The organism is Streptomyces sp. NPDC046805, assembly GCF_040645355.1.
Taxonomy (GTDB): Bacteria; Actinomycetota; Actinomycetes; order Streptomycetales; family Streptomycetaceae; genus Streptomyces.
The window spans coordinates 134181-160350 of record NZ_JBEYYC010000018.1; the positions used below are offsets into that span (position 1 = coordinate 134181).

25 protein-coding genes and 2 pseudogenes are annotated in these 26170 nt (G+C 70.4%); 14 read left to right on the top strand and 13 right to left on the bottom strand.

Annotation, left to right across the window (positions count from 1 at the left end; all coding sequences use genetic code 11):
• Window positions 1-122 precede the first annotated feature (122 nt).
• Both ABZ910_RS20950 and ABZ910_RS20955 read left to right on the top strand, forming a co-directional pair.
• On the top strand, window positions 123-1829 hold the full coding sequence (locus tag ABZ910_RS20950) for a sodium:solute symporter family protein (RefSeq protein WP_361367003.1): 1707 nt from the start codon (window positions 123-125) through the stop codon (window positions 1827-1829).
• A 21-nt stretch (window positions 1830-1850) separates the two neighbouring features.
• On the top strand, window positions 1851-2189 hold the full coding sequence (locus ABZ910_RS20955) for a hypothetical protein (protein WP_361367005.1): 339 nt from the start codon (window positions 1851-1853) through the stop codon (window positions 2187-2189).
• A 53-nt stretch (window positions 2190-2242) separates the two neighbouring features.
• Here ABZ910_RS20955 and ABZ910_RS20960 read toward each other — a convergent pair whose 3' ends face one another.
• The 4 genes from ABZ910_RS20960 to ABZ910_RS20975 form a co-directional block, all read right to left on the bottom strand.
• Entirely contained in the window at window positions 2243-3139 is an 897-nt protein-coding gene (locus tag ABZ910_RS20960) for a hypothetical protein (RefSeq protein ID WP_361367008.1), read from the bottom strand.
• A 79-nt stretch (window positions 3140-3218) separates the two neighbouring features.
• The gene (locus tag ABZ910_RS20965) at window positions 3219-3926 is read right to left on the bottom strand and encodes a response regulator transcription factor (protein WP_361367011.1); all 708 of its coding nucleotides are present in this window, start codon (window positions 3924-3926) and stop codon (window positions 3219-3221) included.
• 204 nt (window positions 3927-4130) lie between these two features.
• Window positions 4131-6287, bottom strand: a complete 2157-nt coding sequence (locus tag ABZ910_RS20970) for a PQQ-binding-like beta-propeller repeat protein (protein ID WP_361367014.1) — start codon at window positions 6285-6287, stop codon at window positions 4131-4133.
• Window positions 6288-6553: 266 nt separating this feature from the next.
• Entirely contained in the window at window positions 6554-8359 is a 1806-nt protein-coding gene (locus tag ABZ910_RS20975) for an ABC-F family ATP-binding cassette domain-containing protein (RefSeq protein WP_361367017.1), read from the bottom strand.
• 157 nt (window positions 8360-8516) lie between these two features.
• Between ABZ910_RS20975 and ABZ910_RS20980 the strand changes: the two genes are divergently transcribed.
• Window positions 8517-9110, top strand: a complete 594-nt coding sequence (locus ABZ910_RS20980; RefSeq protein WP_361367019.1) for a Uma2 family endonuclease — start codon at window positions 8517-8519, stop codon at window positions 9108-9110.
• Between the two features lie 3 nt (window positions 9111-9113).
• Here ABZ910_RS20980 and ABZ910_RS20985 read toward each other — a convergent pair whose 3' ends face one another.
• The 6 genes from ABZ910_RS20985 to rsmI form a co-directional block, all read right to left on the bottom strand.
• Complete coding sequence (locus tag ABZ910_RS20985; RefSeq protein WP_361367022.1) at window positions 9114-10007, bottom strand: 4-(cytidine 5'-diphospho)-2-C-methyl-D-erythritol kinase; 894 nt, start codon at window positions 10005-10007, stop codon at window positions 9114-9116.
• Window positions 10004-10873, bottom strand: a complete 870-nt coding sequence (rsmA, locus tag ABZ910_RS20990) for a 16S rRNA (adenine(1518)-N(6)/adenine(1519)-N(6))-dimethyltransferase RsmA (RefSeq protein ID WP_361367024.1) — start codon at window positions 10871-10873, stop codon at window positions 10004-10006. The genes ABZ910_RS20985 and rsmA overlap by 4 nt, the downstream gene beginning before the upstream one ends.
• A gap of 47 nt (window positions 10874-10920) precedes the next feature.
• Window positions 10921-12240 (bottom strand): ubiquitin-like domain-containing protein, encoded by a 1320-nt coding sequence (locus tag ABZ910_RS20995; RefSeq protein ID WP_361367026.1) that lies wholly within the window; start codon window positions 12238-12240, stop codon window positions 10921-10923.
• 159 nt (window positions 12241-12399) lie between these two features.
• Window positions 12400-13278 carry a TatD family hydrolase gene (locus ABZ910_RS21000; RefSeq protein ID WP_361367029.1) on the bottom strand — a complete coding sequence of 293 codons (879 nt, stop codon included), beginning with the start codon at window positions 13276-13278 and terminating at the stop codon, window positions 12400-12402.
• 44 nt (window positions 13279-13322) lie between these two features.
• Entirely contained in the window at window positions 13323-13748 is a 426-nt protein-coding gene (locus ABZ910_RS21005) for a hypothetical protein (RefSeq protein ID WP_361367033.1), read from the bottom strand.
• A 250-nt stretch (window positions 13749-13998) separates the two neighbouring features.
• On the bottom strand, window positions 13999-14847 hold the full coding sequence (gene rsmI, locus ABZ910_RS21010) for a 16S rRNA (cytidine(1402)-2'-O)-methyltransferase (RefSeq protein ID WP_361367036.1): 849 nt from the start codon (window positions 14845-14847) through the stop codon (window positions 13999-14001).
• A 156-nt stretch (window positions 14848-15003) separates the two neighbouring features.
• Between rsmI and ABZ910_RS21015 the strand changes: the two genes are divergently transcribed.
• The gene (locus ABZ910_RS21015) at window positions 15004-16785 is read left to right on the top strand and encodes a phospholipid carrier-dependent glycosyltransferase (protein ID WP_361367038.1); all 1782 of its coding nucleotides are present in this window, start codon (window positions 15004-15006) and stop codon (window positions 16783-16785) included.
• A gap of 1044 nt (window positions 16786-17829) precedes the next feature.
• Here ABZ910_RS21015 and ABZ910_RS21020 read toward each other — a convergent pair.
• On the bottom strand, window positions 17830-17955 hold the full coding sequence (locus ABZ910_RS21020; protein ID WP_361367087.1) for a hypothetical protein: 126 nt from the start codon (window positions 17953-17955) through the stop codon (window positions 17830-17832).
• Window positions 17956-18003: 48 nt separating this feature from the next.
• Window positions 18004-18099 (bottom strand): annotated as a pseudogene (locus ABZ910_RS21025) (hypothetical protein); the annotation flags it as partial.
• 492 nt (window positions 18100-18591) lie between these two features.
• Here ABZ910_RS21025 and ABZ910_RS21030 point away from each other — a divergent pair.
• The 8 genes from ABZ910_RS21030 to ABZ910_RS21065 are packed head-to-tail and all read left to right on the top strand — an operon-like array spanning window position 18592 to window position 22180.
• Complete coding sequence (locus ABZ910_RS21030) at window positions 18592-18936, top strand: gas vesicle protein (RefSeq protein ID WP_361367041.1); 345 nt, start codon at window positions 18592-18594, stop codon at window positions 18934-18936.
• A gap of 48 nt (window positions 18937-18984) precedes the next feature.
• Window positions 18985-19461, top strand: coding sequence for a gas vesicle protein GvpJ (gene gvpJ / locus ABZ910_RS21035; RefSeq protein ID WP_361367044.1), 477 nt, complete (start codon window positions 18985-18987; stop codon window positions 19459-19461).
• Window positions 19458-20213: a GvpL/GvpF family gas vesicle protein gene (locus ABZ910_RS21040; RefSeq protein ID WP_361367047.1), complete on the top strand. Its 756-nt coding sequence runs from the start codon at window positions 19458-19460 to the stop codon at window positions 20211-20213. Before gvpJ ends, ABZ910_RS21040 begins: the two co-directional genes overlap by 4 nt.
• Before the next feature lies 1 nt (window position 20214).
• Window positions 20215-20460, top strand: coding sequence for a gas vesicle protein GvpG (locus tag ABZ910_RS21045; protein WP_361367049.1), 246 nt, complete (start codon window positions 20215-20217; stop codon window positions 20458-20460).
• On the top strand, window positions 20457-20858 hold the full coding sequence (locus tag ABZ910_RS21050) for a gas vesicle protein (protein ID WP_361367051.1): 402 nt from the start codon (window positions 20457-20459) through the stop codon (window positions 20856-20858). Before ABZ910_RS21045 ends, ABZ910_RS21050 begins: the two co-directional genes overlap by 4 nt.
• A complete protein-coding gene (locus tag ABZ910_RS21055; protein ID WP_361367054.1) occupies window positions 20855-21688 on the top strand; it encodes a GvpL/GvpF family gas vesicle protein in 834 nt (277 codons plus the stop codon). Before ABZ910_RS21050 ends, ABZ910_RS21055 begins: the two co-directional genes overlap by 4 nt.
• Window positions 21675-21905, top strand: a complete 231-nt coding sequence (locus ABZ910_RS21060) for a gas vesicle protein (RefSeq protein ID WP_361367057.1) — start codon at window positions 21675-21677, stop codon at window positions 21903-21905. The genes ABZ910_RS21055 and ABZ910_RS21060 overlap by 14 nt, the downstream gene beginning before the upstream one ends.
• The gene (locus tag ABZ910_RS21065; protein ID WP_361367060.1) at window positions 21902-22180 is read left to right on the top strand and encodes a gas vesicle protein K; all 279 of its coding nucleotides are present in this window, start codon (window positions 21902-21904) and stop codon (window positions 22178-22180) included. Before ABZ910_RS21060 ends, ABZ910_RS21065 begins: the two co-directional genes overlap by 4 nt.
• A gap of 83 nt (window positions 22181-22263) precedes the next feature.
• Here the strand turns inward: ABZ910_RS21065 and ABZ910_RS21070 are convergent.
• A pseudogene (locus ABZ910_RS21070) lies at window positions 22264-22371 on the bottom strand (IS5/IS1182 family transposase); the annotation flags it as partial.
• Window positions 22372-22623: 252 nt separating this feature from the next.
• Between ABZ910_RS21070 and ABZ910_RS21075 the strand changes: the two are divergent.
• Complete coding sequence (locus ABZ910_RS21075; protein WP_361367063.1) at window positions 22624-24249, top strand: penicillin-binding transpeptidase domain-containing protein; 1626 nt, start codon at window positions 22624-22626, stop codon at window positions 24247-24249.
• Between the two features lie 102 nt (window positions 24250-24351).
• Window positions 24352-26028 carry a penicillin-binding transpeptidase domain-containing protein gene (locus ABZ910_RS21080; RefSeq protein WP_361367065.1) on the top strand — a complete coding sequence of 559 codons (1677 nt, stop codon included), beginning with the start codon at window positions 24352-24354 and terminating at the stop codon, window positions 26026-26028.
• The last annotated feature ends 142 nt before the right edge of the window (window positions 26029-26170 follow it).

Genomic DNA, 26170 nt, shown 5'->3' on the forward strand with positions numbered 1-26170 from the left:
CAACCCACCACGCCTCCTTCGATCACAATCAAACAAAGAACATCAACAGAAGTGTTCAATAACTCAACCCGCAGGCGTAGGTTCCGCTCCTGGATTCAGTTCGCGCGACGAATCGAGTACTCATGGAAACCCCCACATCCGGCGCCAGTGGCGCCGTGAATCTGGCGGCAGGACTACGACTCCCCACCAACGGCCTCGACTACGCGATCATGGCGATCTACTTCGTCGTGGTCCTCGGCATCGGTTTCGCGGCCCGCCGCTCGGTGAAGACCAGCCTCGACTTCTTCCTCTCCGGACGCTCCCTGCCCGCCTGGATCACCGGCCTCGCCTTCATCTCGGCGAACCTGGCCGCCACCGAGATCCTGGGCATGGCCGCCAACAGCGCCCAGTACGGCGCCTACACCGTCCACTGGTACTGGATCGGCGCCATCCCCGCCATGGTCTTCCTCGGCCTGGTGATGATGCCGTTCTACTACGGCTCCAAGGTCCGCTCGGTCCCCGAGTTCCTGCTGCTGCGCTTCGACAAGGCGGCGCATCTGCTGAGTTCGATCCTGTTCGCCTTCGCCGCGATCCTGATCGCCGGGGTGAACCTCTACGCCCTCGCGATCGTCGTCCAGGCGCTGCTGGGCTGGCCGCAGTGGGTGGCCATCGTGGTCGCGGGCTTCTTCGTCCTGGCGTACATCACGCTGGGCGGCCTGTCCTCGGCCATCTACAACGAGGTACTCCAGTTCTTCGTGATCCTGGCGGCGCTCATCCCGATCGTCGTGCTCGGCCTGAAGAAGGCCGGCGGCTGGAACGGCCTGACCGACACCCTCACCAAGTCCCACGGACACGACTTCGTCACCGCCTGGGGCGGCACCGGCATCGGTGAGGCCAACCCGCTGGGAGCGAACTGGCTGACCATCGTCCTCGGCCTCGGCTTCGTCCTCTCCTTCGGCTACTGGACGACCAACTTCGCCGAGGTGCAGCGCGCCCTGTCCGCGAAGAACCTCTCGGCCGCGCAGCGCACGCCGCTGATCGCCGCGTACCCGAAGATCTTCATCGTCTTCCTGGTGATGATCCCGGGCCTGGTGGCCGCCGCCCTGGTCCCGAAGATCGGCACCCCTGCCTCCGGCCTCCAGTACAACGACGCGATCCCGTACCTCATGCAGGAGCTGCTGCCCAACGGCGTGCTGGGCATCGCGGTGACCGGCCTGCTCGCCGCGTTCATGGCGGGCATGGCGGCCAACGTGTCGTCCTTCAACACGGTGTTCACGAACGACATCTGGGCGAGGTACGTGGTCAAGAACCGCGAGGACGCCTACTACGTCCGCTTCGGCCGCCTGATCACGGCACTCGGCGTGATGGCGTCGATCGGCACCGCGTTCCTGGCCTCCTCGTTCTCGAACATCATGGCCTACCTCCAGACGCTGTTCTCCTTCTTCAACGTGCCGATGTTCGTCGTCTTCATCGTCGGCATGTTCTGGAAGCGCGCGTCCGGGAAGTCCGGCTTCTGGGGCCTGCTGGCCGGCACCGTGACCGCGATGGTCAACTACTTCGTCCTCTACAAGCAGGGCATCATCAGCATCCCGACCGACCAGGGCGCCAACTTCGTGTCGGCGATCGCGGGCTTCGTGGCCGGCGCGGTGGTCATGGTCGCGGTCTCCCTGTTCACGAAGCCGAAGCCGACCGAGGAACTGGCGGGCCTGGTCTACGGCAGCCGCTCCCCGGGCATGGCCGAGCCCCCCGCCGCGGGCGACGACGCCTGGTACCGCAAGCCGGCCCTGCTGGGCTGGGGTGCGGTGATCATCGCGGCCGCCTGCTACATCCCGTTCTCGTTCTCGCTTTGACCGCGAGAGGATTGAGAGACCATGTCTGACCACTCCGAGCACCCCGAGTACGGGTACTCCGAAGCGGACGTCCAGCGCGAAGTCACCGAGCTGCAGCAGAAGTCCGCGACCGCCGCCCGCATCTTCGACCTCCGCCGCATCATCGGCGCCCTGTTCGTCCTCTACGGCGTCATCGTCACGATCACCGGCCTGACCGACTCCCAGGCAGCCATCGACAAGGCCGAGGGCGTCAACATCAACCTGTGGACCGGGATCGGGATGCTGGCGCTGGGGCTCTTCTTCCTGGCATGGCTGTGGCTGCGCCCGATGACCCCGACGGCTCCGCCGGAAACGGAAGGGGAGCGGCCTCCGTCGCAGTGAGAGCCGTGAGGGCGGGGCCGCGGCTTTCCCGGGGACTGCGGCCCCCGACCGGATCACTGGTCGTCGAACAGCTCCTCCGCACAAGCCACATGAACGGCCCGCTCCGACAGGCCCTTGAGCAGCTCCAGGTCCGAGCACGCCTGCACCCGAAGTCGCACGGAGTCCGACACCGGGACACCCCGCAACTCCAAGATCCTCAAGGTCATCTCGATACGGTCTTCGACACGCCCCTCGACGCGCCCTTCGGTACGCCCCTCGTCCCTCAGCTGGTCCGCGACCGGGTTCTGGAAGAAGTAGTTCACCGGAGCCATCAAGTCCCTCCAAATCTCCTTCGCCTGGGGGTCCACCAGGCCAGACGTCACGAGTTGGGCCAGCAGGGCCGCGCTTGCCGGGTCGATGGTGTCCAGGGCCGCCGCGAGTGGTGCCAGTATCGCAGCGACACCCGGCCCTCTCCCATGCGTAATAGCCGAAAGCACCGCGAGTGACACATCCTCGGCAGCCTCCTTCTCGTCGGCGATCACCGGCACGTTGTCCGGCCCGAGAACCATCGGCCGTACGAGCAGCGAGGCCCAACCGGGCAGACCGAACCGGATGGGCTGTGCGGCCCAGCGCGCGGTGGAACTGCTCTGTGTCATGACGATCAGCACCGGCTCACAGCCGTACTTCTCGTAGAGATACGACAAGTAGTACGGCCAACTCCCCCGTTTTCGCTCGTCCTTCTTGCCCTGCGACTCCAGCACCAGCAGGAAGTCGCCGTGCTCGGTGTTGACCCGCACCACGCTGTCCGCGCGCCGCTCGACCGGCTCGATCTCGGTCAGGTCGGTGTTGACCACCGTGAAGCCGCGCGGCTCCGGGAACGGCACATGGAACAGCCTCTGGAAGTTGCGGATCAACCCGGCCGTGCCCTTCTGGCCGAAGTGATGCATCGCCTCATGCGACGAGCTGACCATCGGACCTCCTTTCCATCCGCGTGATCAACGAGCTACGCGGCACTGAGGTCACATGCACTTGGGTCCGGTTCCCGGATTCCTATCGCGAGGCGCCGGGAGGGTGGCTTGCCCGGTCCACGGGAGGCTGGCTTGCCCGGTCCAACAGACCCGTCCGGGCGGCCAGGGCGGCGGCCTCCAGGCGGGAGCCCACGCCCAGTTTCATCAGGACGCGTTGGACGTGGGTGCGGGCCGTGGAGGGGGCGATGCCCATGCCTGCCGCGATGACGCGGGTGTCCTCGCCGTCGGCGACGCGGACCAGGACCTCCACCTCGCGCGGGGTGAGCATCTGAAGCAGGCGCTGGCCCTCGTCGTCGGGCTGGGCCGCCGGGTTGAGGAGTTCGCTGAACGCGCCCTGCAGCAGGGTCGGAGCGACCGCCGACTCGCCCGCCCTCGCCTTCATGATCGCCCGCTCGACGCCCTCTATGCGCTCGTCGTGCCGTACGTACCCCGACGCACCGGCGGCGAAGGCGGCCGCGATGCCGCGCGGGGACGGGACCGGGCCCAGCACCAGGACCGCGACCTGCGGCCGCTCCCGCTTGATCTTCGTCACCGGGTCGAAGACGCCGGGCTCCGCCGGTGCCGCCGTACCCAGCAGGCACACCTCGGGCGCACGGGCGATCACCAGGTCCGCCGCGCCCGCGGACGGCGCCGCCGCGGCGAGCACCCGGTGCCCCCGCAGCTTCAGTGCCGAGGCCAGGGCCTCGGCGAGCAAGCGGTGGTCGTCGACCACCATGAGCCGCACTCCCATAGAGCAACCCCCCAGTCCCCCAATGGATGCCCCACTATGAATCCGCACCGGTCCGCATGGACAGAGGGCCCCCCGACACCCCGCCCTTCATGCCCCCGGAAGCTACACGCTTGTTCGACGTTGCGCTGCCCCTACCGATGAGAAGTGCCCCGGATCGGCGGAATTTCCGGCATTCCGTGAATTCCGCGATGACGGCTCGTCAGGTCAGCCGCCGCCCGTGCCGAAGGCGACCACCAGCGGTTGCTGGTACGGGCTGACCGGCTTGGGCGCGAGGGCGGCCGACAGGTACAGATGGCCCTGCGCGTAGAGGATCTCCGCGTAGTCCGGCGACATACCGGCCTCCGCCTCGTGCACCGCCCTGGAGGCCGGGTTCTGAAGCAGCCTGGTCTCCTTGAAGGTGCCGCCGTCGAGGCGGACGATCTGGCTGCCCCTGCCGTACGGCGCACGCCGGTACGCGATCAGGTCGCCGCCGTCCATCCGCAGCGGGGAGAGCGTGTAGCCGTCGCCCGCCTCGGCGCGCTTGCCGGTCCGCCTTCCGGTGGCCAGGTCGAAGGCGACGATCTCGTTGCTCTTGCTGTACTTGCCGACGCCCTTGCCGACGCCCTTGCCGACGCCCATGTTGGTGCCGCTGCCGCTGCCCGCAGCGGTGCCTGCTCGGCCCTCGGTCGGCACGTACAGCTTGTCGTCGCCGACCACGACCTGCCTGCAGGACTCGATACGGCGGATGCCGTCGCAGCGGCCGCCGTACGCAGCACCCGCCGCCGGGATCGTCGCGCGCAGCCTGCCCGTCCTGTTGTCGATGGAGAAGTAGTCCGAGACGCCGCTGCCGCCACCGGCCCGGCGGCCGACGTCGGCGGCCACCACCAGCGGGTCGGTCGACACGATCCCGGCGTACTCGATGCCCGCGGCCATCGTGTACTCGGAGATCACCTTCCCCGACTTCGGGTCGATGGTCTGCACGCGCAGCCGGCGATCCGCGGCCCCGCGGCACTTGCGCACCGCCACCAGCTTGTCGCCTCCGCCGTACCCGGCGTCGTAACAGGTGTCGCCCGGCCTCGGCTGCCACAGCGGGGCGGCGGAGTCGAGGTCGAAGGCGGCGCCGCCGCTGGTGCCGCCCACGGCGACGGCCTTCCGGGCGATCGTGATGTTCTCGAAGTTGATCGCGCGCGGGCCGTAGGCGACCGTCTTCGTCCACAGCGTCTTCCCCGCGTCGAGGTCGATCGCGGCGATCTGGCTGCATCCGGCGGAGGCGTTCCCCTTCGGCTTCCCCGGCTCGAAGAGGACCGCCGTCCTGTGGTCCGGCGTGACGTGGTCGGTGACCGCGCACACCGGGCCGGGCAGCGGGATCGTCCACGACTCGCCGCCCGTGTCGGGGTCGTAGCCGACGATCCGGGCGACGCCGGTCTTGGCGTACACCTTGTCGGTGAGCCACGAGCCCTCGGTGGCGACCGTGGCGGCCGTCTTGGGCAGCGGGACCTGGAAGAGGACGTGCGAGGCGGGGTCGGCGGGCACCTTCTCCTTGCCGGAGGACGCGTCGCCGAGAGCGTCCTGGCCGCCGGACCCGACGGCACTGCCCGACCCACCGCGCGACCAGACGGCGTACCAGACACCGCCCCCGGCGATCAGGACGATCGCGACGAGGGCCGAGACGAGGACGACCAGCGGGGGTCGCCTGCGCTTTCCGCCGGTGGGCTGGGCGGCCGGTTGCGGCTGGAGCGACTGGAGGGGAGTGTGAGTGGCGGGGGGCGGCCCCTGGTAGCCGGAGCCTGGCTGCTGCTGGGCGTAACCGGGCTGCTGGGCGGGCGCGTTGGGCTGTACGTGACCGGGCTGCTGGGCGGGCGCGTTGGGCTGTACGTGACCGGGCTGCCGACCGTACGGGGTCGGGCTCGGCCGGTCGGGCGCGTTGGGCTGAGGCTGGGCGGGCCGGCTCGGCTGGGCGTAGGGGTTCGCCTGGACGTACGGGTTCGGCTGACGGCCGGGGGAGCCGTAGGCGGGCGGCGGGGGCACCGGCGTGCGGGGAGGCTGCTGGGCCTGCGGGGGCAGCGGCGTACGCAGGGGTTGCCGAGCCTGCGAGGGCGAGGGCGTCCGCTGAGGCTGCTGGGCCTGCGGCGGCAGCGGCGTCCGGGGCGGTTGCTGGGCCTGCGGGGGCAGTTGAGTCTGCGGGCGCTGCTGCGCGTGGCCGTTCCTCGGCTCCGGCCACCTCGTCGGGGTCGGCTGCCCCGCGGGCGGCGGGGCCTGCGGGGCCGGAGCGGCCGGACGAGAAGGGGCAGCCGGACGGGACGAGTCGACCGGACGCGACGAGGTGGCCGGAGAGGGCGGCGCGGCCGGCGGGGGCAACGGCGCCCTGAGGGGCTGAGGCAAGGTGAAATCGCCTTGCTGCGGCGGCTCCTTGGGCGGCTGAGTCGTCAGCGCTCTTCCCCCTCGTTCAGTGGTGACAGCCCCGCCGTGAGGTTCGCGCCAGACCGAAGGTCCTGCTCAAGTGGCACTCAGACGGCTCTTCGAGTTCTCAGAGGGCCCTTTCTATCACCGGAAAAAGCCCTCTTCACGCCGCCTTCACGCCCGTACGCGCTCGGTACTCGTCCGTACCGCTTCGTGCGCGTTCGTACGCCTCCGCGCCCCTCCGCGCCCTACGCGTCCTCCGCCAACTCCAGCCAGCGCATCTCCAGTTCCTCGCGCTCGCCCGCCAAGTCCCGCAACTGGGCGTCGAGTTCGGCCACCTTCGCGAAGTCCGTGGCGTTCTCGGCGATTTGGGCGTGCAGCTTGGCCTCCTTCTCGGAGACCTTGTCCAACTGGCGCTCGATCTTCTGGAGTTCCTTCTTGGCGGCGCGCTGGTCGGCGGCGCTCTTCTCCGGCGCGGCAGCCGCCTTGGGGGACGCGGCCGAGGCGGCCACCGCCTCCTCCATCCGCTGACGGCGCTCCAGGTACTCGTCGATGCCGCGCGGCAGCATCCGCAGGGCGTGGTCGCCGAGGAGGGCGAAGACCCGGTCGGTGGTGCGCTCGACGAAGAACCGGTCGTGGGAGATGACGATCATCGAGCCGGGCCAGCCGTCGAGGACGTCCTCCAGCTGGGTCAGGGTCTCGATGTCGAGGTCGTTGGTGGGCTCGTCGAGGAAGAGCACGTTGGGCTCGTCCATCAGCAGCCGCAGCAGCTGCAACCGCCGCCGCTCACCGCCGGACAGGTCGCCCACCGGCGTCCACTGCTTCTCCTTGGTGAAGCCGAACGTCTCGCACAGCTGCCCGGCGGTCATCTCGCGGCCCTTGCCGAGGTCGACGCGCTCGCGGACCTGCTGCACGGCCTCCAGGACCCGGGTGTTCGGGTCGAGTTCGGCGACCTCCTGGGAGAGGTAGGCGAGCTTGACGGTCTTGCCGACGGCGATACGGCCACCGGCCGGCTGCGCCTCGCCCTCCGTACGGGCCGCGTCCGCCATGGCCCGCAACAGGGAGGTCTTGCCGGCGCCGTTGACGCCGACGAGGCCGATGCGGTCGCCGGGGCCGAGCTGCCAGGTGACGTGCTTGAGCAGCTCCTTGGGGCCGGCGTTCACGCTGACGTTCTCGAGGTCGAAGACCGTCTTGCCGAGCCGCGACGACGCGAACTTCATCAGCTCGCTGCTGTCCCGCGGCGGCGGTACGTCCTTGATCAGCTCGTTGGCGGCCTCGACGCGGAAGCGCGGCTTGGACGTACGGGCCGGGGCGCCGCGGCGCAGCCAGGCCAGCTCCTTCCTGACCAGGTTCTGCCGCTTGGCCTCCTCGGTGGCGGCGATGCGCTCGCGCTCCGCGCGCGCGAAGACGTAGTCGGAGTAGCCGCCCTCGTACTCGTAGACCGCGCCGCGCTGCACGTCCCACATCCGCGTGGACACCTGGTCCAGGAACCAGCGGTCGTGCGTCACGCAGACGAGCGCCGAGCGGCGGTTCTGCAGGTGCCGGGCCAGCCAGGCGATGCCCTCGACGTCGAGGTGGTTGGTGGGCTCGTCGAGGATGACCAGGTCCTGCTCCTCGATGAGCAGCTTGGCGAGCGCGATACGGCGCCGCTCGCCACCCGACAGCGGTCCGATGACGGTGTCGAGCCCCTTGGGGAAGCCCGGCAGGTCGAGCCCGCCGAACAGGCCGGTCAGTACGTCCCTGACCTTGGCGTTGCCCGCCCACTCGTGGTCGGCCATGTCGCCGATCACCTCGTGGCGGACGGTGGCCTCCGGGTCGAGGGAGTCGTGCTGCGTGAGCACGCCGAGCCGCAGGCCACCGGAGTGGGTGACCCGGCCGGTGTCGGCCTCCTCCAGCTTGGCGAGCATCCGGATCAGGGTGGTCTTGCCGTCGCCGTTGCGTCCGACGACCCCGATCCGGTCCCCTTCCGACACGCCGAGCGAGACGCCGTCCAGCAGGGCACGGGTGCCGTACACCTTGCTGACGTTCTCGACATTGACCAGGTTGACGGCCATTTCACTCCTGTGCGCGGGGGTCGATCAGCCTTCAAGCGTAGGGCCTGCGGGGGTGGCGGCGGGGCGCGAGGTGACGGTCACTCTTTGTGACGACGCGAGCGGGATCCGGCCGCTACCGTGGAGGACAGGCAGCAGGATCCCGTCCATGGGAGGAGCCATGACCGCCGAGTCCGTAGAGCACCGCCATCACTGGCCGGTGCCGCCGCAGGACGGCTATACCGTGGACGACCTGTTCACGCTGCCGGATCTCCCACCGCACACGGAGCTGATCGACGGGAGTCTGGTTTTCGTGAGTCCGCCGCGCCGCTTCCACTTCCTTGTGATCGACCTGTTGGTCAACGGACTGCGCAGTTCTCTCGCCCCGGAGTTCAGTGTCGAACGGGAGATGACGGTCGTCCTCGACAACCGCAACGGCCCCGAGCCCGATGTCAGCGTTGTCCGAGCCGACACCGTCACCGGGCTGGACCAGACCAGGGTTCAGGCCGAGGACGTCCTGCTCGCCGTCGAGGTCGTCTCCCCCGACTCGGAATCCCGCGACCTCACGACCAAACCGCAGAAGTACGCCGCCGCAGGGATCCCCAGCTTCTGGCGCGTCGAGCAGAACGGAACCACCGGTGGGCCGGTCATCCATGTCTATGAGCTCGACCCACTCACCAAGTCCTACGTGCACATGGGCATGCACCGCGACCGCATCAAGGTGGACAGGCCGTACTCCATCGACATCGACCTGACCGCAACCGACGCCTTCTGAGCCTCAGACCACCGTCGCCCCGGCCGCCGGGCCGCAGGCCGTACGCACCGACCTGCACGTACCCGACCCCCGCAGCACCTCCGCCACCTTCTCCGCCGACTCCGCGTCACGCGCGAGGAACGCCGTCGTCGGCCCCGAACCGGACACCAGCGCGGCCAGTGCCCCGGCCCCGCGGCCCGCCTCCAACGTGTCCGCCAGCTCCGGGAAGAGGGAGAGCGCCGCGGGCTGGAGGTCGTTGGACACGGCGGACGCCAGCGCGTCCGGGTCGCCCTTGGCCAGGGCGTCGAGCAGCGGCTGCGAGGCGGCGGGCTCGGGGATGTCGAGGCCTTCGCCGAGTCGGTCGAACTCGCGGAAGACGGCCGGGGTCGACAGGCCGCGCTCGGCCATCGCGAACACCCAGTGGAAGGTGCCGCCGACGTCGAGCGTCGTCAGCTGCTCGCCGCGACCGACGCCCAGGGCCGCCCCGCCGACCAGGCTGAACGGTACGTCGCTGCCCAACTCGGCGCAGATCGCGAGGAGTTCGGCCCTGGAGGCGCCGGTCTCCCACAGCGTGTTGCACGCGAGCAGCGCGCCCGCGCCGTCCGCGCTGCCGCCCGCCATGCCGCCGGCGACCGGGATGTCCTTGGCGATGTGGATGTGCACGGCCGGCTCGATGCCGCGCCGCTCGGCGAGCGCGATCGCGGCGCGCGCGGCGAGGTTGGTGCGGTCCAGGGGGACCTGGTCGGCGTCCGGTCCCTCGCAGGTGATGCGGAGTTCGTCGGCCGGGGTCACCGTGACCTCGTCGTGGAGGCCGACGGCGAGGAAGACGTTGGCGAGGTCGTGGAAGCCGTCGGGGCGGGCCGCGCCCACCGCGAGCTGGACATTGACCTTGGCCGGGACACGTACCGTGACGCTCACTTACCGGTCTCCTTGTTCTCTGCGATCCGCGCGAACTCCTCCACCGTCAGGGACTCCCCGCGCGCCTGCGGCGAGATCCCGGCGGCGACCAGCGCGGCCTCGGCGGCCGCGGCGGAGCCGGCCCAGCCCGCGAGCGCCGCCCGCAGGGTCTTGCGGCGCTGCGCGAACGCCGCGTCGACGACCGCGAACACCTCCGCCTTCGAGGCCGTCGTACGGATCGGTTCGGTCCGGCGGACGAGGGAGACGAGCCCGCTGTCCACGTTCGGGGCGGGCCAGAAGACATTGCGCCCGATGGCCCCGGCCCGCTTCACCTCGGCGTACCAGTTGGCCTTCACGGACGGGACGCCGTACACCTTCGAACCGGGCGCGGCGGCGAGCCGGTCGGCGACCTCCGCCTGCACCATGACCAGCGTCCGCTCGATGCTGGGGAAGGTGTCGAGCATGTGCAGCAGCACGGGCACGGCCACGTTGTACGGCAGGTTCGCGACCAGCGCCGTGGGAGGCGGGCCGGGCAGCTCGGTGACGTGCATCGCGTCGGAGTGGACCAGCGCGAACCGGTCGGCGCGCTCCGGCATGCGGGCGGCGACGGTCGCGGGCAGCGCGGCGGCCAGGACGTCGTCGATCTCGACGGCGGTGACCCGGTCGGCGGCCTCCAGCAGCGCGAGGGTGAGGGAGCCGAGCCCCGGCCCGATCTCGACGACCACGTCGTCGGGCCGGACGCCGGCGGTGCGGACGATACGGCGGACCGTGTTCGCGTCGATCACGAAGTTCTGGCCGCGCTGCTTGGTGGGGCGCACGCCTAGCGCTGCCGCGAGCTCGCGGATGTCGGCGGGGCCGAGGAGGGCGTCGGGGGTGGGGCTGCTCACGGGACAAGGGTACGGGGCGCCGACCGGGCCCCTTGCCCGGCCACTCCTCACTGCAGGCGCGCCCCGCAGTGCGGCCAGGCGCTCGTCCCGCGCCGCAGGTACAGCCTCTTCGCCCGGTACGTCTGTTCCGATGCCGATGCGTCCTGCGGGCGTCCCGCGCCACCGAGGCTCTGCCAGGTGTCCGTGTCGAACTGGTAGAGGCCGCCGTAGGTGCCCGAGGGGTCCACGGCGCCCGCCCGGCCGCCGGACTCGCAGGCCGCCAGGCCCCGCCAGTCCAGGCCGCCGGCGGCGTCCACGGAGGCCGGCGGGGACTGCGTGCCGATCCTCACGACCTGCGTGCGCGGCTCTCGCATCACGTCGCCCCGCTCCCGGCGCGGTCGCTGGCCGACCCCGTTGACGGTCCGCAGGAGGTAGGTGACCCGGCGCACCCCGGGCTGTCCGGCCTGTTCGACGACCTCCGTGCCCTTGAACAGCGTGGGGTCGTACGTGCGCCGCACCCGGAACGGGATCGCCTCCTCGCGGACCTCCCGGGTGCCGGTCACCCGCAGCACGGTCACCGTCTGCCCGTCCCGGGGGAAGCTGCCGGGCGGCACAGAGGTGGTGTCCTGGCCGTGCAGGGTGATCCCGGCCTCCTCGATCGCCTCGCGGACGGTCGCCGCGTTGGTGCGGATGACGCGCGCGCGTCCGTCCGCCATCACCGTGACGGCACGCTCGGTGCGTACGTCGAGCGCGAGACCGGCGCGCCCGATGGGCCGGGAACGGGAGACCGACATGTACGCGCCTTCCGCGCGCACCCCCAGCTGCGCGAGCGCCTCGTCCACCGTGTGTGCCGTCGTCCACACCTCGCGCTGCCGGCCGTCGAGGGTGAGCCGCATGGGACGTCCGTAGCGCACGGCGACCTCGTCGCCGCTGGCGAGGGCCGTACCCGGGGCGGGCGCCACCACGTCGTGGGGCCCCACCGCCACGCCCTCCTCGGTGAGCAGCTCGGTCACGTCGTCGGCGAAGGTGTGCAGCGTGCGCGGCTTCCCGTCGACGGTCAGCTCGATCGCCTTGTCCTCGGCGACGAAGGCGGTGGTGCCGCCGGCGAGGAACGCGACGATCAGCGCCCGCGGCAGCAGACGGCGCACGACGGCCTCGGGACGCTCGAAGACGGAGCGCGCCCTGCGCCGACGCGCGGCACGCCGCCCCGCCCCGGCGCGCCTGCCGGCCTCCGCCTCCGCCCCCTTCTCCTGCACGGAACCGGTCTGACGCGGAAGTATCGGCACGGTCACCGGCACCGGCTCGGACACACGGTCGGCCCGCACCTCGTAGGCGGTCCGGTACGTGTCCCTGCACGTCTCGTCCGTCTCGTACTGCGACTTGCTCACGCCGACACGCTCCAGGGGTCCACAGGGGTCCGGATCGGGCCCCCAGAACCTAGCCGAGCGTCTGTCACTCTCCAAAGCAACACGACCACGCACGGTTGCGCGAACCGTACGTCGACCCGTCGTTTTCCGGCGCGTCGATACGGTCCGTAATCGATCCCGTCAGTAATCGAAGGCGCGGGCCGTGTTCTCCCCCAGGGCCGTCGCGAGCGTGACCTCGTCGATCCCGCGTACGGCGGCCATCGCGCGCACCGTGACGGGGACGAGATACGGCGCGTTGGGGCGCCCGCGGTAGGGCGCCGGGGTCAGGAAGGGCGCGTCGGTCTCCACCAGGACCAGCTCCAGCGGGGCCACGGCGAGGGCGTCGCGCAGGTTCTGTGCGTTCTTGAAGGTGACGTTCCCGGCGAAGGACATGTAGTAGCCCTCGCGGGCGCACACCCGGGCCATCTCCGCGTCGCCCGAGTAGCAGTGGAAGACGGTGCGCTCGGGGGCGCCCTCCTCCTCGAGGACGCGCAGCACGTCGGCGTGGGCGTCGCGGTCGTGGATGACCAGGGCCTTGCCGTGCCGCTTGGCGATCTCGATGTGGGCGCGGAAGGACTTCTCCTGCGCCGCCTTGCCCTCGGGCCCGGTGCGGAAGTGGTCGAGGCCGGTCTCGCCGACGCCCTTCACCTGGGGCAGCCCGGCCAGCCGGTCGATCTCGGCGAGCGCCTCGTCCAGCGCGGCGTCCCCGCCCGGCACGCGGGCGCCCTGCCGGGACCAGCCGTCGGGGTCGCCGTGGACGATGCGCGGGGCCTCGTTGGGGTGCAGGGCGACGGTCGCGTGGACGGCGTCGTACGCCGCCGCGGTCTCGGCGGCCCACCGCGAACCCTTGATGTCGCAGCCGACCTGGACGACCGTCGTCACTCCCACCGAGGCGGCCTTGGCGAGGCCCTCCTCGACCGTGCCGGACTGCATGTCGAGGTGGGTGTGGGAGTCGGCGACCGGCACCCGGAGGGGCTCCGGGAGCGGCGGTGCCGCGTTCTTGTCGGCTTGCGAAGGCATGGCCCGATCCTACGAAACCCCGGTCGCACGAAACCGGTCCCGCGTCAGCTCGCCTTGTGCTGGAAGGGATGGAGGAGATCGGACAGATGCCAGTGGTGGTGGTGCTTCTCGGCCCGAGCGGACGTCTCGCCCCCCTCGGACGCCTCGGATGTGTCGGAGGTCTCGGTGGCCTCCCGGGCCTCATGCGGCCGCGGCGCCGCGCCGCGCACCGACGAGACCTGCCCCGGCCGCATGATCCGTACGACGTGGCCGTCGCAGTTGTGGCACGTGGGACGGCTCAGCGGGGACGGTACGACCCGGCCGTCGGCCACGTACATGACGAATTCGCCGCCGTCGGCGTCGATGTGGTGCTCTATCTCGAACGACTGCTCCCAGCCGTGCCCGCAGCGCATGCACGCGAAGGAGTACGACTCGTGAACGACGGCTGTCGCGGCGCCCCGCAGACCGGTCCGCCCTGTGATCTCACTCATGCCAGCTGCTCCTCTTGTCCGCCGGACAAGCACCCCCCTAGGGGCGAGGGACGGGTGCGTCCCTTCGACCAGTGGACGCCTCCGCCGGAGCCGGCGCAGCAGGCCTGTCGAGTATTGGAGGCGATTTGGACTCCGCTTGCCGTACCGGCCCGGACGCGGGTGCTGGGCTTTGCCTACCGCTTCACCGCGTTTGCCCTCCCATGGGGCGCGCACCGGGGCACGCGCCACAACTGCGCTCCCGGGAACCGGCTCACGGAGCGGAGCGTTTGGCCGCCACGACCGCGTCGAACACCTCGCGCTTCGGCAGGCCGGCCTCGACCGCCACCGCCGCGATCGCCTCCTTGCGCCGCTCCCCGGCCTCCTCGCGCACCCGGACCCGGCGCACGAGTTCCTCGGCGTCGAGCTCCTCGGGGCCGGGTTCGGGGGCGCCCTCGACGACGATCGTGATCTCGCCCCGTACGCCTTCGGCCGCCCACTCGGCCAGCTCGGCGAGCGGACCGCGCCGTACCTCCTCGTACGTCTTGGTCAGCTCCCGGCACACGGCGGCCCGCCGCTCCGCGCCGAACACCTCGGCCATCGCGGCGAGCGTGTCGTCCAGGCGGTGCGGGGCCTCGAAGTAGACGAGCGTGCGCCGCTCCCCGGCGACCTCCCGCAGCCGGGACAGCCGCTCGCCCGCCTTGCGCGGCAGGAACCCCTCGAAGCAGAACCGGTCGACGGGCAGCCCGGACAGCGCGAGGGCGGTGAGCACGGCGGAGGGGCCGGGGACTGCGGTGACGCGGATCTCCTTCTCGACGGCCGCGGCGACCAGCCGGTACCCGGGGTCCGACACCGACGGCATCCCCGCGTCGGTCACCAGCAGCACGCGCGCCCCGCCGAGGAGCTCCTCGACGAGCTCGGGCGTGCGGGCGGACTCGTTGCCCTCGAAGTACGACACCACGCGCCCCTTGGGCATGACGCCCAGCGCCTGCGTCAGCCGCCGCAGCCGTCGCGTGTCCTCGGCGGCCACGATGTCGGCGCTAGCCAGCTCCTCGGCGAGCCGGGGCGGCGCGTCCGCGGTGTCGCCGATGGGGGTGCCCGCCAAAACAAGGGTTCCAGTCACGCCTCCATCCTCGCAGCCGCGGCGGGAGCCCTCCGCCACGGCCGACGCCCTCCGCCGCGTGAGGCCCGGGCCGCTCCGGGCGCCCGGACCGGACGGATCACGGCGGCTACCGGCCATGCACGGGACTCACACAGAACGGTTCCCTACGATGGCGCGGTGACCAGTACCGCGTCCTCCATGGACACCCGGCAGGGCCAGGCCCCGGACGACCTGAGGCCGTCGTGGCAGCAGCGGCTGCGCCGCTTCGGCTACACGGCGGACACCCCGGGCACGGCAGGACCCAGAGGCGAAGGCGACGACACCGGCCGTGACGCCGGCGGCGTCGTCGACCGCCTCGTGCCGCCGTACACCGAGCCCAGTCCGCGCCTGTGGCTGGCCCTGGGGGTGCCGCCGGCCCTGGCCGAGCGCCTCACCCGCTGGTCCGGCTGGGTCGGCCCGCTGCTGGTGACGCTGATGGCGGGCGTGATGCGGTTCTGGAACCTCGGCAGCCCGAGGGCGGTGATATTCGACGAGACGTACTACGCCAAGGACGCCTGGGCGCTCGTCCACCGCGGCTTCGAGGTCAACTGGGACAAGAACGCCAACGACCTGGTCCTGCAGACGCACGGCCACCTGCCCATCCCCACGGACGCGGCGTACGTCGTGCACCCGCCGGTCGGCAAGTACGTCATCGGCATCGGCGAGCTGATCTTCGGGTTCGACCCCTTCGGCTGGCGCTTCATGACGGCGCTGCTCGGCACGCTCAGCGTGCTGCTGCTGTGCCGCATCGGGCGCCGGCTGCTTCGGTCCACGTTCCTCGGCTGTCTGGCCGGGGCGCTGATGGCGCTGGACGGGCTGCACTTCGTGATGAGCCGCACCTCGCTGCTCGACGGCGTACTGATGTTCTTCGTCGTCGCGGCCTTCGGCTGCCTGCTCGTCGACCGGGACAGGGCGCGGGCGAGGCTCGCCGCCGCGCTGCCCACCGACGCGGACGGCCGGGTCCGCCCGGACGCGGACACCGCCGACCGCCTCTTCCTCGGCTGGCGGCCCTGGCGCTGGGCGGCCGGACTGCTGCTCGGCCTCGCCATCGGCACCAAGTGGAACGGCCTGTACATCCTGGCCGCGTTCTGTGTGATGGCGATCCTCTGGGACGTCGGCGCCCGCAAGGTGGCCGGCGCCCTGCACCCGTACACCGCGAGCATCAGGGACGCGCTCTTCGCCGCGGCCATGGTCCCGGTGGCGATCGCCGTGTACGTGCTGTCCTGGCTCGGCTGGATCCTGTCCCCGACCGACGGCTCCGGCGGCTACTTCCGCACCTGGGCGGCGACCGACGGCAAGGGCGGCTCCTGGACGTTCCTGCCCGACTGGCTGCGCAGCCTGTGGCACTACGAGCACGAGGTGTACCAGTTCCACGTCGGGCTGTCCTCACCGCACACGTACCAGTCCAACCCGTGGAGCTGGATCGTGCTGGGCCGCCCGGTGTCGTACTTCTACGAGTCGCCGTCCCCCGGCGCCGCCGGTTGCCCGATGAACGCGGGCCAGAAGTGCGCCCGGGAGGTCCTCGCCCTCGGCACGCCGATGCTGTGGTGGGTGGGCTGCTTCGCGATCCTGTACGTCCTGTGGCGCTGGGCGTTCCGCCGCGACTGGCGCGCGGGCGCCATCGCCTGCGGCATCGCGGCCGGCTATCTGCCCTGGTTCCTCTACCAGCACCGCACGATCTTCCTCTTCTACGCCGTCGTCTTCGTGCCGTTCCTCTGCCTGGCGGTGGCGATGCTGATCGGCGCGATCATCGGGCCGCCCGGCTCCCGTGACACCCGGCGCGTGATCGGCGCGGCGGGCGCGGGCGTCCTGGTGCTGTTGATCGCCTGGAACTTCATCTACTTCTGGCCCATCTACACCGGCACCGCGATCCCGATCGACGCGTGGCGGGCGCGGATGTGGCTGGATACGTGGGTCTAACTGGATAGATGCGCCACGAACGGCCCGACAGACAGCCATGCCGTCGTGGTCGTTGTTGGTCCTCCCTGGCCGTCGCCGGTTCCCTTCGGACGGCCCGGAGGCGGCCCAGCAAAGACGATCAGCGCCCGTGGCGATGGTGAGGTGACCTCTTGCTTCTCCGCCGGAACCGTGACGAGGCAACGTGACACTTGCCAGTACACCGCCACGGCCCAAGGCCTACTCACCGGCATCGGGAGCCCCCGCGCATACGCCAGGTTTCGCCACCCCCGCACGCCCGTGACCTGCGCTTCCTGATTCGCCACCCAAAACGCCACCCCACCCGCAACCCCCGGTTTCGCCACCCAAAGTGGGGCATATTATTTTGGGGCCGCGCACGCATGCTTGAGCAATACCGCTGACTGCGGTTATCTCATCTGGTGACGCCAAGCGAGACAGTCGCCCGGCGCTACGGTCTCCCCGCATATGCATAAGGCCTGACTTCGGGGTGCCTCCCGAAGTCAGGCCGACGCGCGGGGCCAGGGTGCGCCCGGCCGAATACGCAGCGGTCGGGCTCACTCGCCCTGACCAGCCGTCCGGCTCACCCTTCACGCCTCACAAGAAGTGTTCGACGCATCCCGCAATGGCAGTGACCGCCGTGAGGAACAGGGCCGCTAACTGCACCCAGTCAGACCGCCGGCGTTGCCTGCGGCGCCTTTTCCGCGTCGTCGATCGCTCCATCTCGTCCGATCTCCCATCTCTCTACCTTCCCAACGGTGTTGGGACCTGCCCTCTACTGGCAGGCGTTCCAGGAGAGACGTCACCGGACCTACGGCAACTTACCGGCGCGCCACGGCCCCGCACGACCGGACGCCACTGTTCGCCAGGGTTCGCCACACTTAACGCCGGGGAGCGCCAGGCTCCTGATCTGGGTGGCAGATTTACAGCGGGCTCAGCTCACGCCCTGCGACCTGCGACTTTCCGCTGCGGACTCGATCCTGGGGAACCCCTGGGGGAAACAAAGTCAAATCGTGCCCGCCGCGCTTGGGCGCGACGCGCGACGATGGTCTACTGACGCCATCGATCGCGGTGGTGGCGGACGCACTCCAGGTCGATCGTGTGCCGCGGGTCGGTCCTCAGGGTGCCGACAGGCTGGCCGCCGCGCATCACCGTGAGGTCATCTTCGATAACCATGGCGCCGGCGTCGAGCATCACATGGCAGTTCGGGCACAAGCAAAGGACATTGTCGGTGGCGTCCGGGCCGTTATGAGGGGATCCGAGGGCTCGAATGTGAGCGCCTTCGCTGTAGCTACCGCCGGGGACGTCGATCCGCGTCACAGGCCTGGCACCGGTTGTCGTGCCACGCCTTCACCTGCCGCTTCACGGCGCTACTCCGAACAATGCGCTGCACGGTCGAGGTGATGCGCTCCGGGGTCTCGTTCCCCGTGATGGCACCGCGCGTGCGCCTGCTGCCGTGCGCTTTCGCACCACGGACTTCCAGCAGCTACCTGTCACTGCCGGGTTGGCTGCTCGTCGGCGAGGCCCATCGTCGGCATGACCGAAGCGACGGAACACCTGCTTCCGCCCCAGCACCGCGACCGTCGCGGAGGAAGGTTTCGGCACCGGTCGGCCGTCGCAGGTGACCACCCGGCACGGTTTCCCCAGCCCATGACCGAGCGGGAGACGGTGCACGAGCGCCTCCAGGATGTGCTTGCCGGTAGTCCACCGGAACGGTGAGAACGCCCCGAACCGTGGGCGCGTTCCCACAGCCATCGCCGGATCGGCCGCCGTGAAGATGCGTACAGGGGCCGCCCCGGTGACGCTGGCGTCATGCCAGAGAAACCCCGCGCCCGTACCAGTACACCCTCCAAGGGCGCGCATGCCCGCGATACCTCAGGGCACGGTCGGAAAGCGGTCACACAGGTCGGACCTGAGAAGGCCGCCCGCACCGCCTGCGACTGGCTCCAGAGCTTCATCATCCACCGCATCGAGAGCGTGTGCGCCGTGCGGCACACCGAGGACGGTTGGTGCGTTGCCGTCGACGTGTTGGAAGTGCCTCGCATCCCCGACACGACCAGCCTGCTCGCCACGTATGAGGTGGAACTCGATGAATCCGGCCAGCCTGCCGAGTACCGCAGGGTCTGCCGCTACCACAGAGGCAGCGCCAACCACTGACGGGCCTACTGGCGCCCACCAGAAGCCTCCCGAGAGGATCACGTGACCATGGCCACGACCACCACCTACTCCAGCAGCGAGGTCGTGTACGCACCACGCGCCGGGACGCTGTACGACACACTCGAACTCATCCTGGACCGCGGCATGGTCATCGATGTCTTCGTCCGGGTCTCCCTGGTCGGCATCGAGATCCTGAAGATAGACGCGCGCATCGTGGTCGCCAGCGTGGACACGTACCTGAAGTTCGCCGAAGCGTGCAACCGGCTCGACCTGGAGGCGACCTCGCGCAGCACCACCATCCCCGAGATGTTCAGCGGGACGGCGGCCAAGAGCCTGGGCAAACGCAAGGTCAAGAAGACCATCGAGTCGGTGGGCGAGAAGCTTCGCGACGTCGTCGGCGGTGCCGAAGAAGGCGACGAAGGCGACGAAGGCGCGGAGGAGAGGGAGCCCGAGGCGAGACCGACGCGCCGCCCAGCCCCGGGGAAGTCCGGAGCGGGGCGCCGCAGGCGGGAGAGTGAGCAATGACCGCGGCTGGGCCCTACCTCTATGGCGTCGTGGCCTGCGACCACCCCATGCCGGCGGAACTGCGCGGGGTGGGCACGCCGCCGGCGGCCCTGGAGCTGCAGCCCATGGGCGCGACCGCAGCCGTGGTCAGTGCCGCACCGGTCCCTCTGCGTGCCCGGCGGCGGGATTTGCTGGCCCACCAGGAAGTGCTGCTCACGCTGGCCATCGACGGACCGGTGCTGCCGATGCGCTTCGGAATGCTGGCGCCGGACGCCGATGCGGTCCGCGAACAACTGGAAGCCGGCCACGAGCGGAATCTCCGCGCGCTCGAGCGGCTGGCGGGCCGCGTGGAGATGAACGTCAAGGCACTGCCCGCCACCGGCGCGCTCGCAGCGCTGGTCGCCGAGGAGCCTCGGATCCGGCAGCTGCGCGACGCCGCACACCGCCGCCCGGGGTATGAGGCGAACGTGCGCTTGGGCGAGGCGGTGGTCCACACCCTGGCGCGCCGCGCGGCTGTCGCCGCACAGGAGATCGTGCCGGAACTGGCGGCGCTGGCAGTCGCCCGCTCGACGGGGCCGCAGGTCGCCGGAACCATCCTAAACATGTCGTTCCTTGTCGCCCGGCAGGACATCGTGGCGTTCCGGGCGGCTGTCGACCGCATGTCCTGCAGGTACCAGGACCGGGTCGATCTGCGCGTGGCCGGGCCGCTGCCCTGCTACAGCTTCACAGTGCCCGAGAGCGCGGCGGCAGCTGCGGTGCGGACGGGGGGCTGACATGGGGTTGCTCACCGCACTGCTCAGCGCGCCGCTGGCTCCCGTGAGAGGCGTGGTCTGGGTCGCCGACCAGCTTGCTGAAGCCGCCGATCGCGAGGTCAACGATCCGGCAGCGGTCCGCGCCCAACTTGCCGTGCTGAACCAGGCGCTGGAGGACGGCGAGATCGACTTGGCCTATTTCGAGCGGGAAGAGGATCGGCTGCTCGATCGGCTGGAAGCGAGAACCGGCCCGGAGGTGGCCCAGTGACAGAGGTCGAGCAGCGGCCGGGCCCCTCCGCCAGCAACCTCGCCGACATCCTGGAACGCGTGCTGGACAGGGGCATCGTCATCGCCGGCGACATCAAAATCGACCTTCTGGACATCGAGCTGCTCACCATCCGGCTTCGCCTGTTCGTCGCTTCCGTCGACACTGCGAAGAAGGCGGGCATCGACTGGTGGGAGACCGATCCGGCGCTCTCCTCCCGCGCCGCGCACCGAGAGCTGGTGGAGGAGAACCGGCGACTGCGCGAGCAGCTTGCGGCACCCCGGCCCTCGCAAGGTGAGCTGCCCGGTGACGGCACGGCCGCTCCCGAAGCAAAAGAGGACAACACGAAGAGCCGGCCGAGCGAACAGGCCGGACGAGCCGAGGAGCGACCGGTGTCATGACGCGTCCCGTTCCCGCAGCACCGCCCGCCATGGCGGCAACCTATGTCTTCGCCATCTGCCGTCACGTGGACGAGGGTGTCCTCTCGCGGTTGCCAGGGATCACCACGGCCCCTGTGCGGACGCTGCCGTTCGAGCGGTTGCACGCCGTTGTGCAGGCGGTGCCGGCGGCCGAGGCCGACCGCCGGTCCTGGACCGAGCGGTTGTCCGACCCGGGTGAGCTGGAGCGATGCGTCCGTGCCCACCACCAGGTCGTGACGGCTGTTGCCGCTCACGGGCCGGCTGTGCCGATGGCGCTGGCCACTCTCTACAGATGCGAGGAGCGCGCCCGGCAGGCGCTGGGCGCTGATGCAGCCCGCTTCCACGCTGCGCTGGACCGCGTCGGCGGGCGGGTCGAGTGGGGCGTAAAGGTGTATGTGTCCTCGGCGTCCGCAGCGACTGAGGCGGACCGCACCACCGTCGCCCCGGCTCGCGTGCCGGCCGGACCGCCGGTGTCGGGTGCCGGACGCGCCTATCTGGAGCGGGTGCGAGGCACACACCGGGCACGGGAGCAAAGCCGGCGCGCCGCGCTGCAAGCCGCCGAGGAGACGGACAGGGCACTGCGAGGCTTGTCGGTAGCAGCACGCCGACTCCGGCTCCAAGACCCCCAGCTGAGCGACTGCCGCCAAGCCCAGGTCCTCAACGGCGCCTACCTGGTGGACGAGGACCAGACGGCACGATTCACGGAAGCGGTAGCCACGCTGGGGCAGCGCACCGGAGCACTGATCGAACTGTCCGGCCCGTGGGTGCCCTACTCCTTCGCAGGAGAGGACGGCGCCCATGGAGATCGTTGACCCCGTGCCGTGGAGGGAACCCGAGCCGCTTGAAGGGCCGATCGGCGTACCGCTGGTGGATCTGCTGGACCGGCTCCTCGCCACCGGCGTCGTGATCGGCGGGGACCTGGTGATCGCAATCGCAGACGTGCCACTGGTACGACTGTCGCTCCACGCCCTCCTGTCATCCGTGAACGAGCGGGTACCCGCCCCCTGGGCTGACTCGGGGCCACTATGACGGGCCCTCGACTCGACGTGGACCCCGACACTGTCGGACGCGACCTGCTGGCACTGGTGCTGACCATCGTCGAACTGCTCCGGCAACTGATGGAACGGCAGGCGGTCCGCCGGGTGGAGCAGGGCGACCTGAACGACGAACAGGTTGAGCGGATCGGGGTGACGCTGATGATGCTGGAGCGGCGGATGACCGAGCTGTGCGACCAGCACGGGCTGCGGCCAGAGGACCTCAACTTGGATCTCGGGCCACTGGGAACCCTGCTGCCGCGCGACTGACCACCTCTGCAGCATCTAAAGGTTGTCCCGTAAATGATCTTCGAGTTGGTGGAGGCATGGTCGGCCGCGCGGGTCGACTGGCTCTATCCGGTGAGGGCGAGGTTGTGCAGGCGGGCAATGCCGAGCATGGCGTGGTGGACACCGTCGCCTTTGAGGCGGCAGTCCCGGAGGATCTCCCAGCCCTTCATGCGGCCGCCTGATCCGGCCCCGGAGAGAGGGAAACGCGCTGGTCGGGGCTTCTGGCCCATCTACACCGGCACGGCGATCCCGATCGACGCGTGGCGGGCGCGGATGTGGCTGGACACGTGGGTCTGATCTCCGTTCGGACAACAATCGGAAACTTCCGTACCAGCGGTTCCCCTCGCGCTTACAGTGCGATCACCACCGGCTTTTGAACGCGTTCACAAGACGCGGGTCGGGGTCACGGGGAGGGGGATCGCGCCATGCGCAGGGGAGTCAGGGCCGCCGTCGTCGGCGGTGTGGCCGTCGTGTTGGTGAGCGGGGCCGGGTACGGGGCCTTCAACGTCGTGTCCGCGCTGAACGGCGGGGGAACGGGGGCGGCGGGCGGCGGGTCGGCGGTGGTGAGGACCGGGCCGCCCAGTAGTGCCGAAGTGCGGGAGACCACACGGAAGTTCTTCGCCGCCTGGGAGAAGGGGCAGGCCTCGACGGCGGCGTCGTACACCAACTACCCCGAGGGCGCCGAGCGACTGCTGACCGCGTACGGCAAGGACGCTCACATCACCGAGGTGAAGATCACACCGTCGGCGACGAGCGGCCCCACCGTGCCGTTCACGGTGAAGGCGACGGTGTCGTACGACGGGAAGTCCAAGCCGCTCGCCTACGAGAGCGAGTTGACGGTCGTACGCGGGCAGACCACGCACCGGGCACTCGTCGACTGGCAGCCGTCCGTCGTCCACCCGCAGCTGGAGCGGGGCGAGACCCTCTACACCGGTGAGTCGCAGACCCCGCCGATCGAGGCGGTGGACCGCAGCGGGACCGTGCTGACGAAGGAGGCGTACCCGTCGCTGGGGCCGATCCTGGATCAGCTGCGGACGCGGTACGGCGACAAGGCGGGCGGAAAGCCCGGCGTGGAGCTGGTGATCCGGCATGAGGACGACTCCGCCGACATCCCGCTGCTCACGCTCTCCAAGGGCACCCCGGGCCGGCTGCACACGACGCTCAGCGCGAGCGCCCAGGCCGCGGCCGAGCAGGCGGTGCGGAAGTACGCCGAGTCGTCCGTGGTGGCCGTGAAGCCGAGCACCGGTGAGGTGCTGGCGGTCGCCAACCACCGTGAGGACGGCTTCAACGCGGCCTTCCTCGGCGAACTGGCCCCCGGCTCCACGATGAAGATCCTCAGCGCGGCCACCCTCATCGACAACGGGATCACGACGATGAGCGGCCCGGCTCCCTGCCCCGACCAGGCGGTGTGGCAGAGCCAGACCTTCCACAACCTCGCCGGCATGCGTGAGGATCCGCACGCCACCCTCGCCGACAGCTTCGCCCGTTCGTGCAACACGGCGTTCGTGAAGTACGCCGACGAGGTGAAGGTGGACTCGCTGACCAGGGAGGCCGAGGAGCGGTTCGGCCTCGGCCAGGACTGGAAGGTGGGCGTGCCGTCCTTCGACGGCCGGGTCCCCGCCGCCGGCGGCCCGGACACCGCGGCCGACCTGATCGGCCAGGGGCAGGTCCAGATGAGCCCGCTGGACATGGCATCGGTCACAGCGACCGCGATGACCGGCGCCTTCCGGCAGCCGGTGATCGTGCCACTGAGTCTCGACGACCGTGCCCCCGCACGCGCGCGTGGTCTGTCGTCCGGTACCGTCCAGCAGTTGCGCTCGATGATGAACCGCACCGCCGTCAGCGGCACCGCGGCCGGTGTGATGTCCGGGTTGAGTGGCAGCATCGGCGCGAAGACCGGCTCGGCGGAGGTCGACGGACAGACCAAGTCCAACAGCTGGTTCACCGGTTACCGGGACGACGTCGCCGCTGCCGCGATGACCCAGGACGGCGGCCACGGCATCGACGCGGCCGGCCCGATTGTCGCAGCCGTGCTACGGACCGGTGGCTGAAGTCACTTCCGCCGCAGGGGACTCTAGGGTGGTGGCGTCGTTGAGGATATGAGGCTACGAGGGCAACGGGGACCCTGGGGAATTCGTGGAGGATCTGAGGACGTGGGCAAGAGAAGAATCGCTGCCGAGCGGCGCAGCAAGGCCACTCCCGTCGTCATCGGCGGAACGATCGCCGTCGTCGCCGTCGGCGCCGGGTTCGGCGCCTACGCGTTGTCCGGCGGCGGCGTCTCGCCCGAGGAACGGGCCCGGCAGGCGGCCGCCGACCTCAAGGCGGCGCACCACCGCCCGCTGACCGCGGACGAGGTGCGGACCACCGCCACGCACTTCTTGACGGCCTGGCAGAAGGGCAGCGTCCCGCAGGCCGCGGCTGTGACGAACGACTCGGGCGCCGCCACCGCGCTGCTCACCGACTACACCAAGGGCGCCCATGTAACGGACGTCACACTCACCCCCGGCACCCGCACCGGCACCAAGGTCCCCTTCACGGTCAAGGCCACGGTGACGGACGACGGGGTCACCAAGCCCTTGACCTACACCAGTTCGCTCACCGTCGTCCGGCGCACGACCGACGGCAAGGCGCTGGTCGACTGGCACTCCGCGGTCGTCCACCCTGATCTGCGCGACGGCGACACCCTGGTCACCGGCGAGTCGGGCACCCCGCCGGTCAAGGCGCTCGACCGCGACGGCGGCGAGCTGACCGCTGCCAAGTACCCGTCCCTGGGCTCGGTACTGGACGGGCTGCGTGAGAAGTACGGCAAGACGGCGGGCGGCAGGGCGGGCATCGAGCTGCGGGTGATCCGCGGCAAGAAGTCGACGGCGGAGAAGCTGTCCGACAAGACCCTCCTGACGCTGACCCAGGGCACACCGGGCACGGTGAAGACGACGCTGAACCCGGCCCTCCAGTCGGCCGCCGAGACGCGGGTCGCCAAGCAGAAGAAGGCCTCGGTCGTCATGATCCGGCCCTCGACCGGCGAGGTCCTCGCGGTGGCCAACACCAGCCACGGCTTCAACACGGCCCTCCAGGGCTCGCTGGCCCCCGGCTCCACGATGAAGATCATCACGGCGACGACGCTGTTCGAGAAGAAGCTCACCACCCCGGACGCGTCCCACCCCTGCCCCAAGACGTACAAGCTCGCCGGCTGGACGTTCCACAACGACGCCGACTCCGAGATCAAGAAGGGCACGTTCAAGCAGAGCTTCGGGGCCTCCTGCAACAACGCCTTCATCAACTTCGCGCCGAAGCTGTCCAACGACGACCTGACGAAGGAGGCCCAGCAGGTCTACGGCCTCGGCATGAACAACTGGGCCATCGGCGTCCCGACCTTCGACGGCTCGGTCCCGGTGCAGAGCGGCGCGCAGATGGGCGCCTCGCTGATCGGGCAGGGCGGGGTGCGCATGAACCCGCTGAACATGGCCTCGGTGGCGGCGACGGTGGAGGCGGGCACCTTCCACCAGCCGTACCTGGTGTCCCCTTCGGTGGACCACCGCACCCTGGCGAAGGCCGCGCGCGCCATGTCGCCGAAGACGCAGGCCGAGCTCAAGGACGTCATGCGGTTCACGGCGGCGTACGGCACGGCGGCCAAGGCGATGGCGGGCGTGAGCGGTGACGACGTCGGCGCCAAGACCGGCTCGGCGGAGGTCGACGGGCAGAAGAAGCCCAACGGCTGGTTCTCCGCCTTCCGCGGCGACCTCGCGGGCGCGGGCGTCGTGCAGGCGGGCGGCCACGGCGGCGACACGGCCGGGCCGATCATCGCGGCGCTGCTCAAGATGGGCGGCTGAGCGTCGAGCACATAAGCGGCTGAGCGCCGCTCAACGGCCGGTGGGGGGGTGGGTGAGGTCGTGGAAACCCAACCACCCGTAAGGACTTCCGCGGACCACAGAGGTTAGACCCACACCAAGCACGCTAACAAGGCCACAAAAA

Coding starts and splice junctions, on each gene's coding strand:
- ABZ910_RS21040 (WP_361367047.1), top strand. CDS start 19,458: ATGACCGCGGCTGGGCCCTACCTCTATGGCGTCGTGGCCTGCGACCAC.
- ABZ910_RS20950 (WP_361367003.1), top strand. CDS start 123: ATGGAAACCCCCACATCCGGCGCCAGTGGCGCCGTGAATCTGGCGGCA.
- ABZ910_RS21060 (WP_361367057.1), top strand. CDS start 21,675: ATGGAGATCGTTGACCCCGTGCCGTGGAGGGAACCCGAGCCGCTTGAA.
- ABZ910_RS21065 (WP_361367060.1), top strand. CDS start 21,902: ATGACGGGCCCTCGACTCGACGTGGACCCCGACACTGTCGGACGCGAC.
- ABZ910_RS21020 (WP_361367087.1), bottom strand. CDS start 17,955: ATGGTTATCGAAGATGACCTCACGGTGATGCGCGGCGGCCAGCCTGTC.
- ABZ910_RS21005 (WP_361367033.1), bottom strand. CDS start 13,748: ATGAGTGAGATCACAGGGCGGACCGGTCTGCGGGGCGCCGCGACAGCC.
- ABZ910_RS20975 (WP_361367017.1), bottom strand. CDS start 8,359: ATGGCCGTCAACCTGGTCAATGTCGAGAACGTCAGCAAGGTGTACGGC.
- ABZ910_RS21045 (WP_361367049.1), top strand. CDS start 20,215: ATGGGGTTGCTCACCGCACTGCTCAGCGCGCCGCTGGCTCCCGTGAGA.
- ABZ910_RS20965 (WP_361367011.1), bottom strand. CDS start 3,926: ATGGGAGTGCGGCTCATGGTGGTCGACGACCACCGCTTGCTCGCCGAG.
- ABZ910_RS21000 (WP_361367029.1), bottom strand. CDS start 13,278: ATGCCTTCGCAAGCCGACAAGAACGCGGCACCGCCGCTCCCGGAGCCC.
- ABZ910_RS21055 (WP_361367054.1), top strand. CDS start 20,855: ATGACGCGTCCCGTTCCCGCAGCACCGCCCGCCATGGCGGCAACCTAT.
- ABZ910_RS20980 (WP_361367019.1), top strand. CDS start 8,517: ATGACCGCCGAGTCCGTAGAGCACCGCCATCACTGGCCGGTGCCGCCG.
- gvpJ (WP_361367044.1), top strand. CDS start 18,985: ATGGCCACGACCACCACCTACTCCAGCAGCGAGGTCGTGTACGCACCA.
- ABZ910_RS20960 (WP_361367008.1), bottom strand. CDS start 3,139: ATGGTCAGCTCGTCGCATGAGGCGATGCATCACTTCGGCCAGAAGGGC.
- ABZ910_RS20955 (WP_361367005.1), top strand. CDS start 1,851: ATGTCTGACCACTCCGAGCACCCCGAGTACGGGTACTCCGAAGCGGAC.
- ABZ910_RS21075 (WP_361367063.1), top strand. CDS start 22,624: ATGCGCAGGGGAGTCAGGGCCGCCGTCGTCGGCGGTGTGGCCGTCGTG.
- ABZ910_RS21030 (WP_361367041.1), top strand. CDS start 18,592: ATGCCAGAGAAACCCCGCGCCCGTACCAGTACACCCTCCAAGGGCGCG.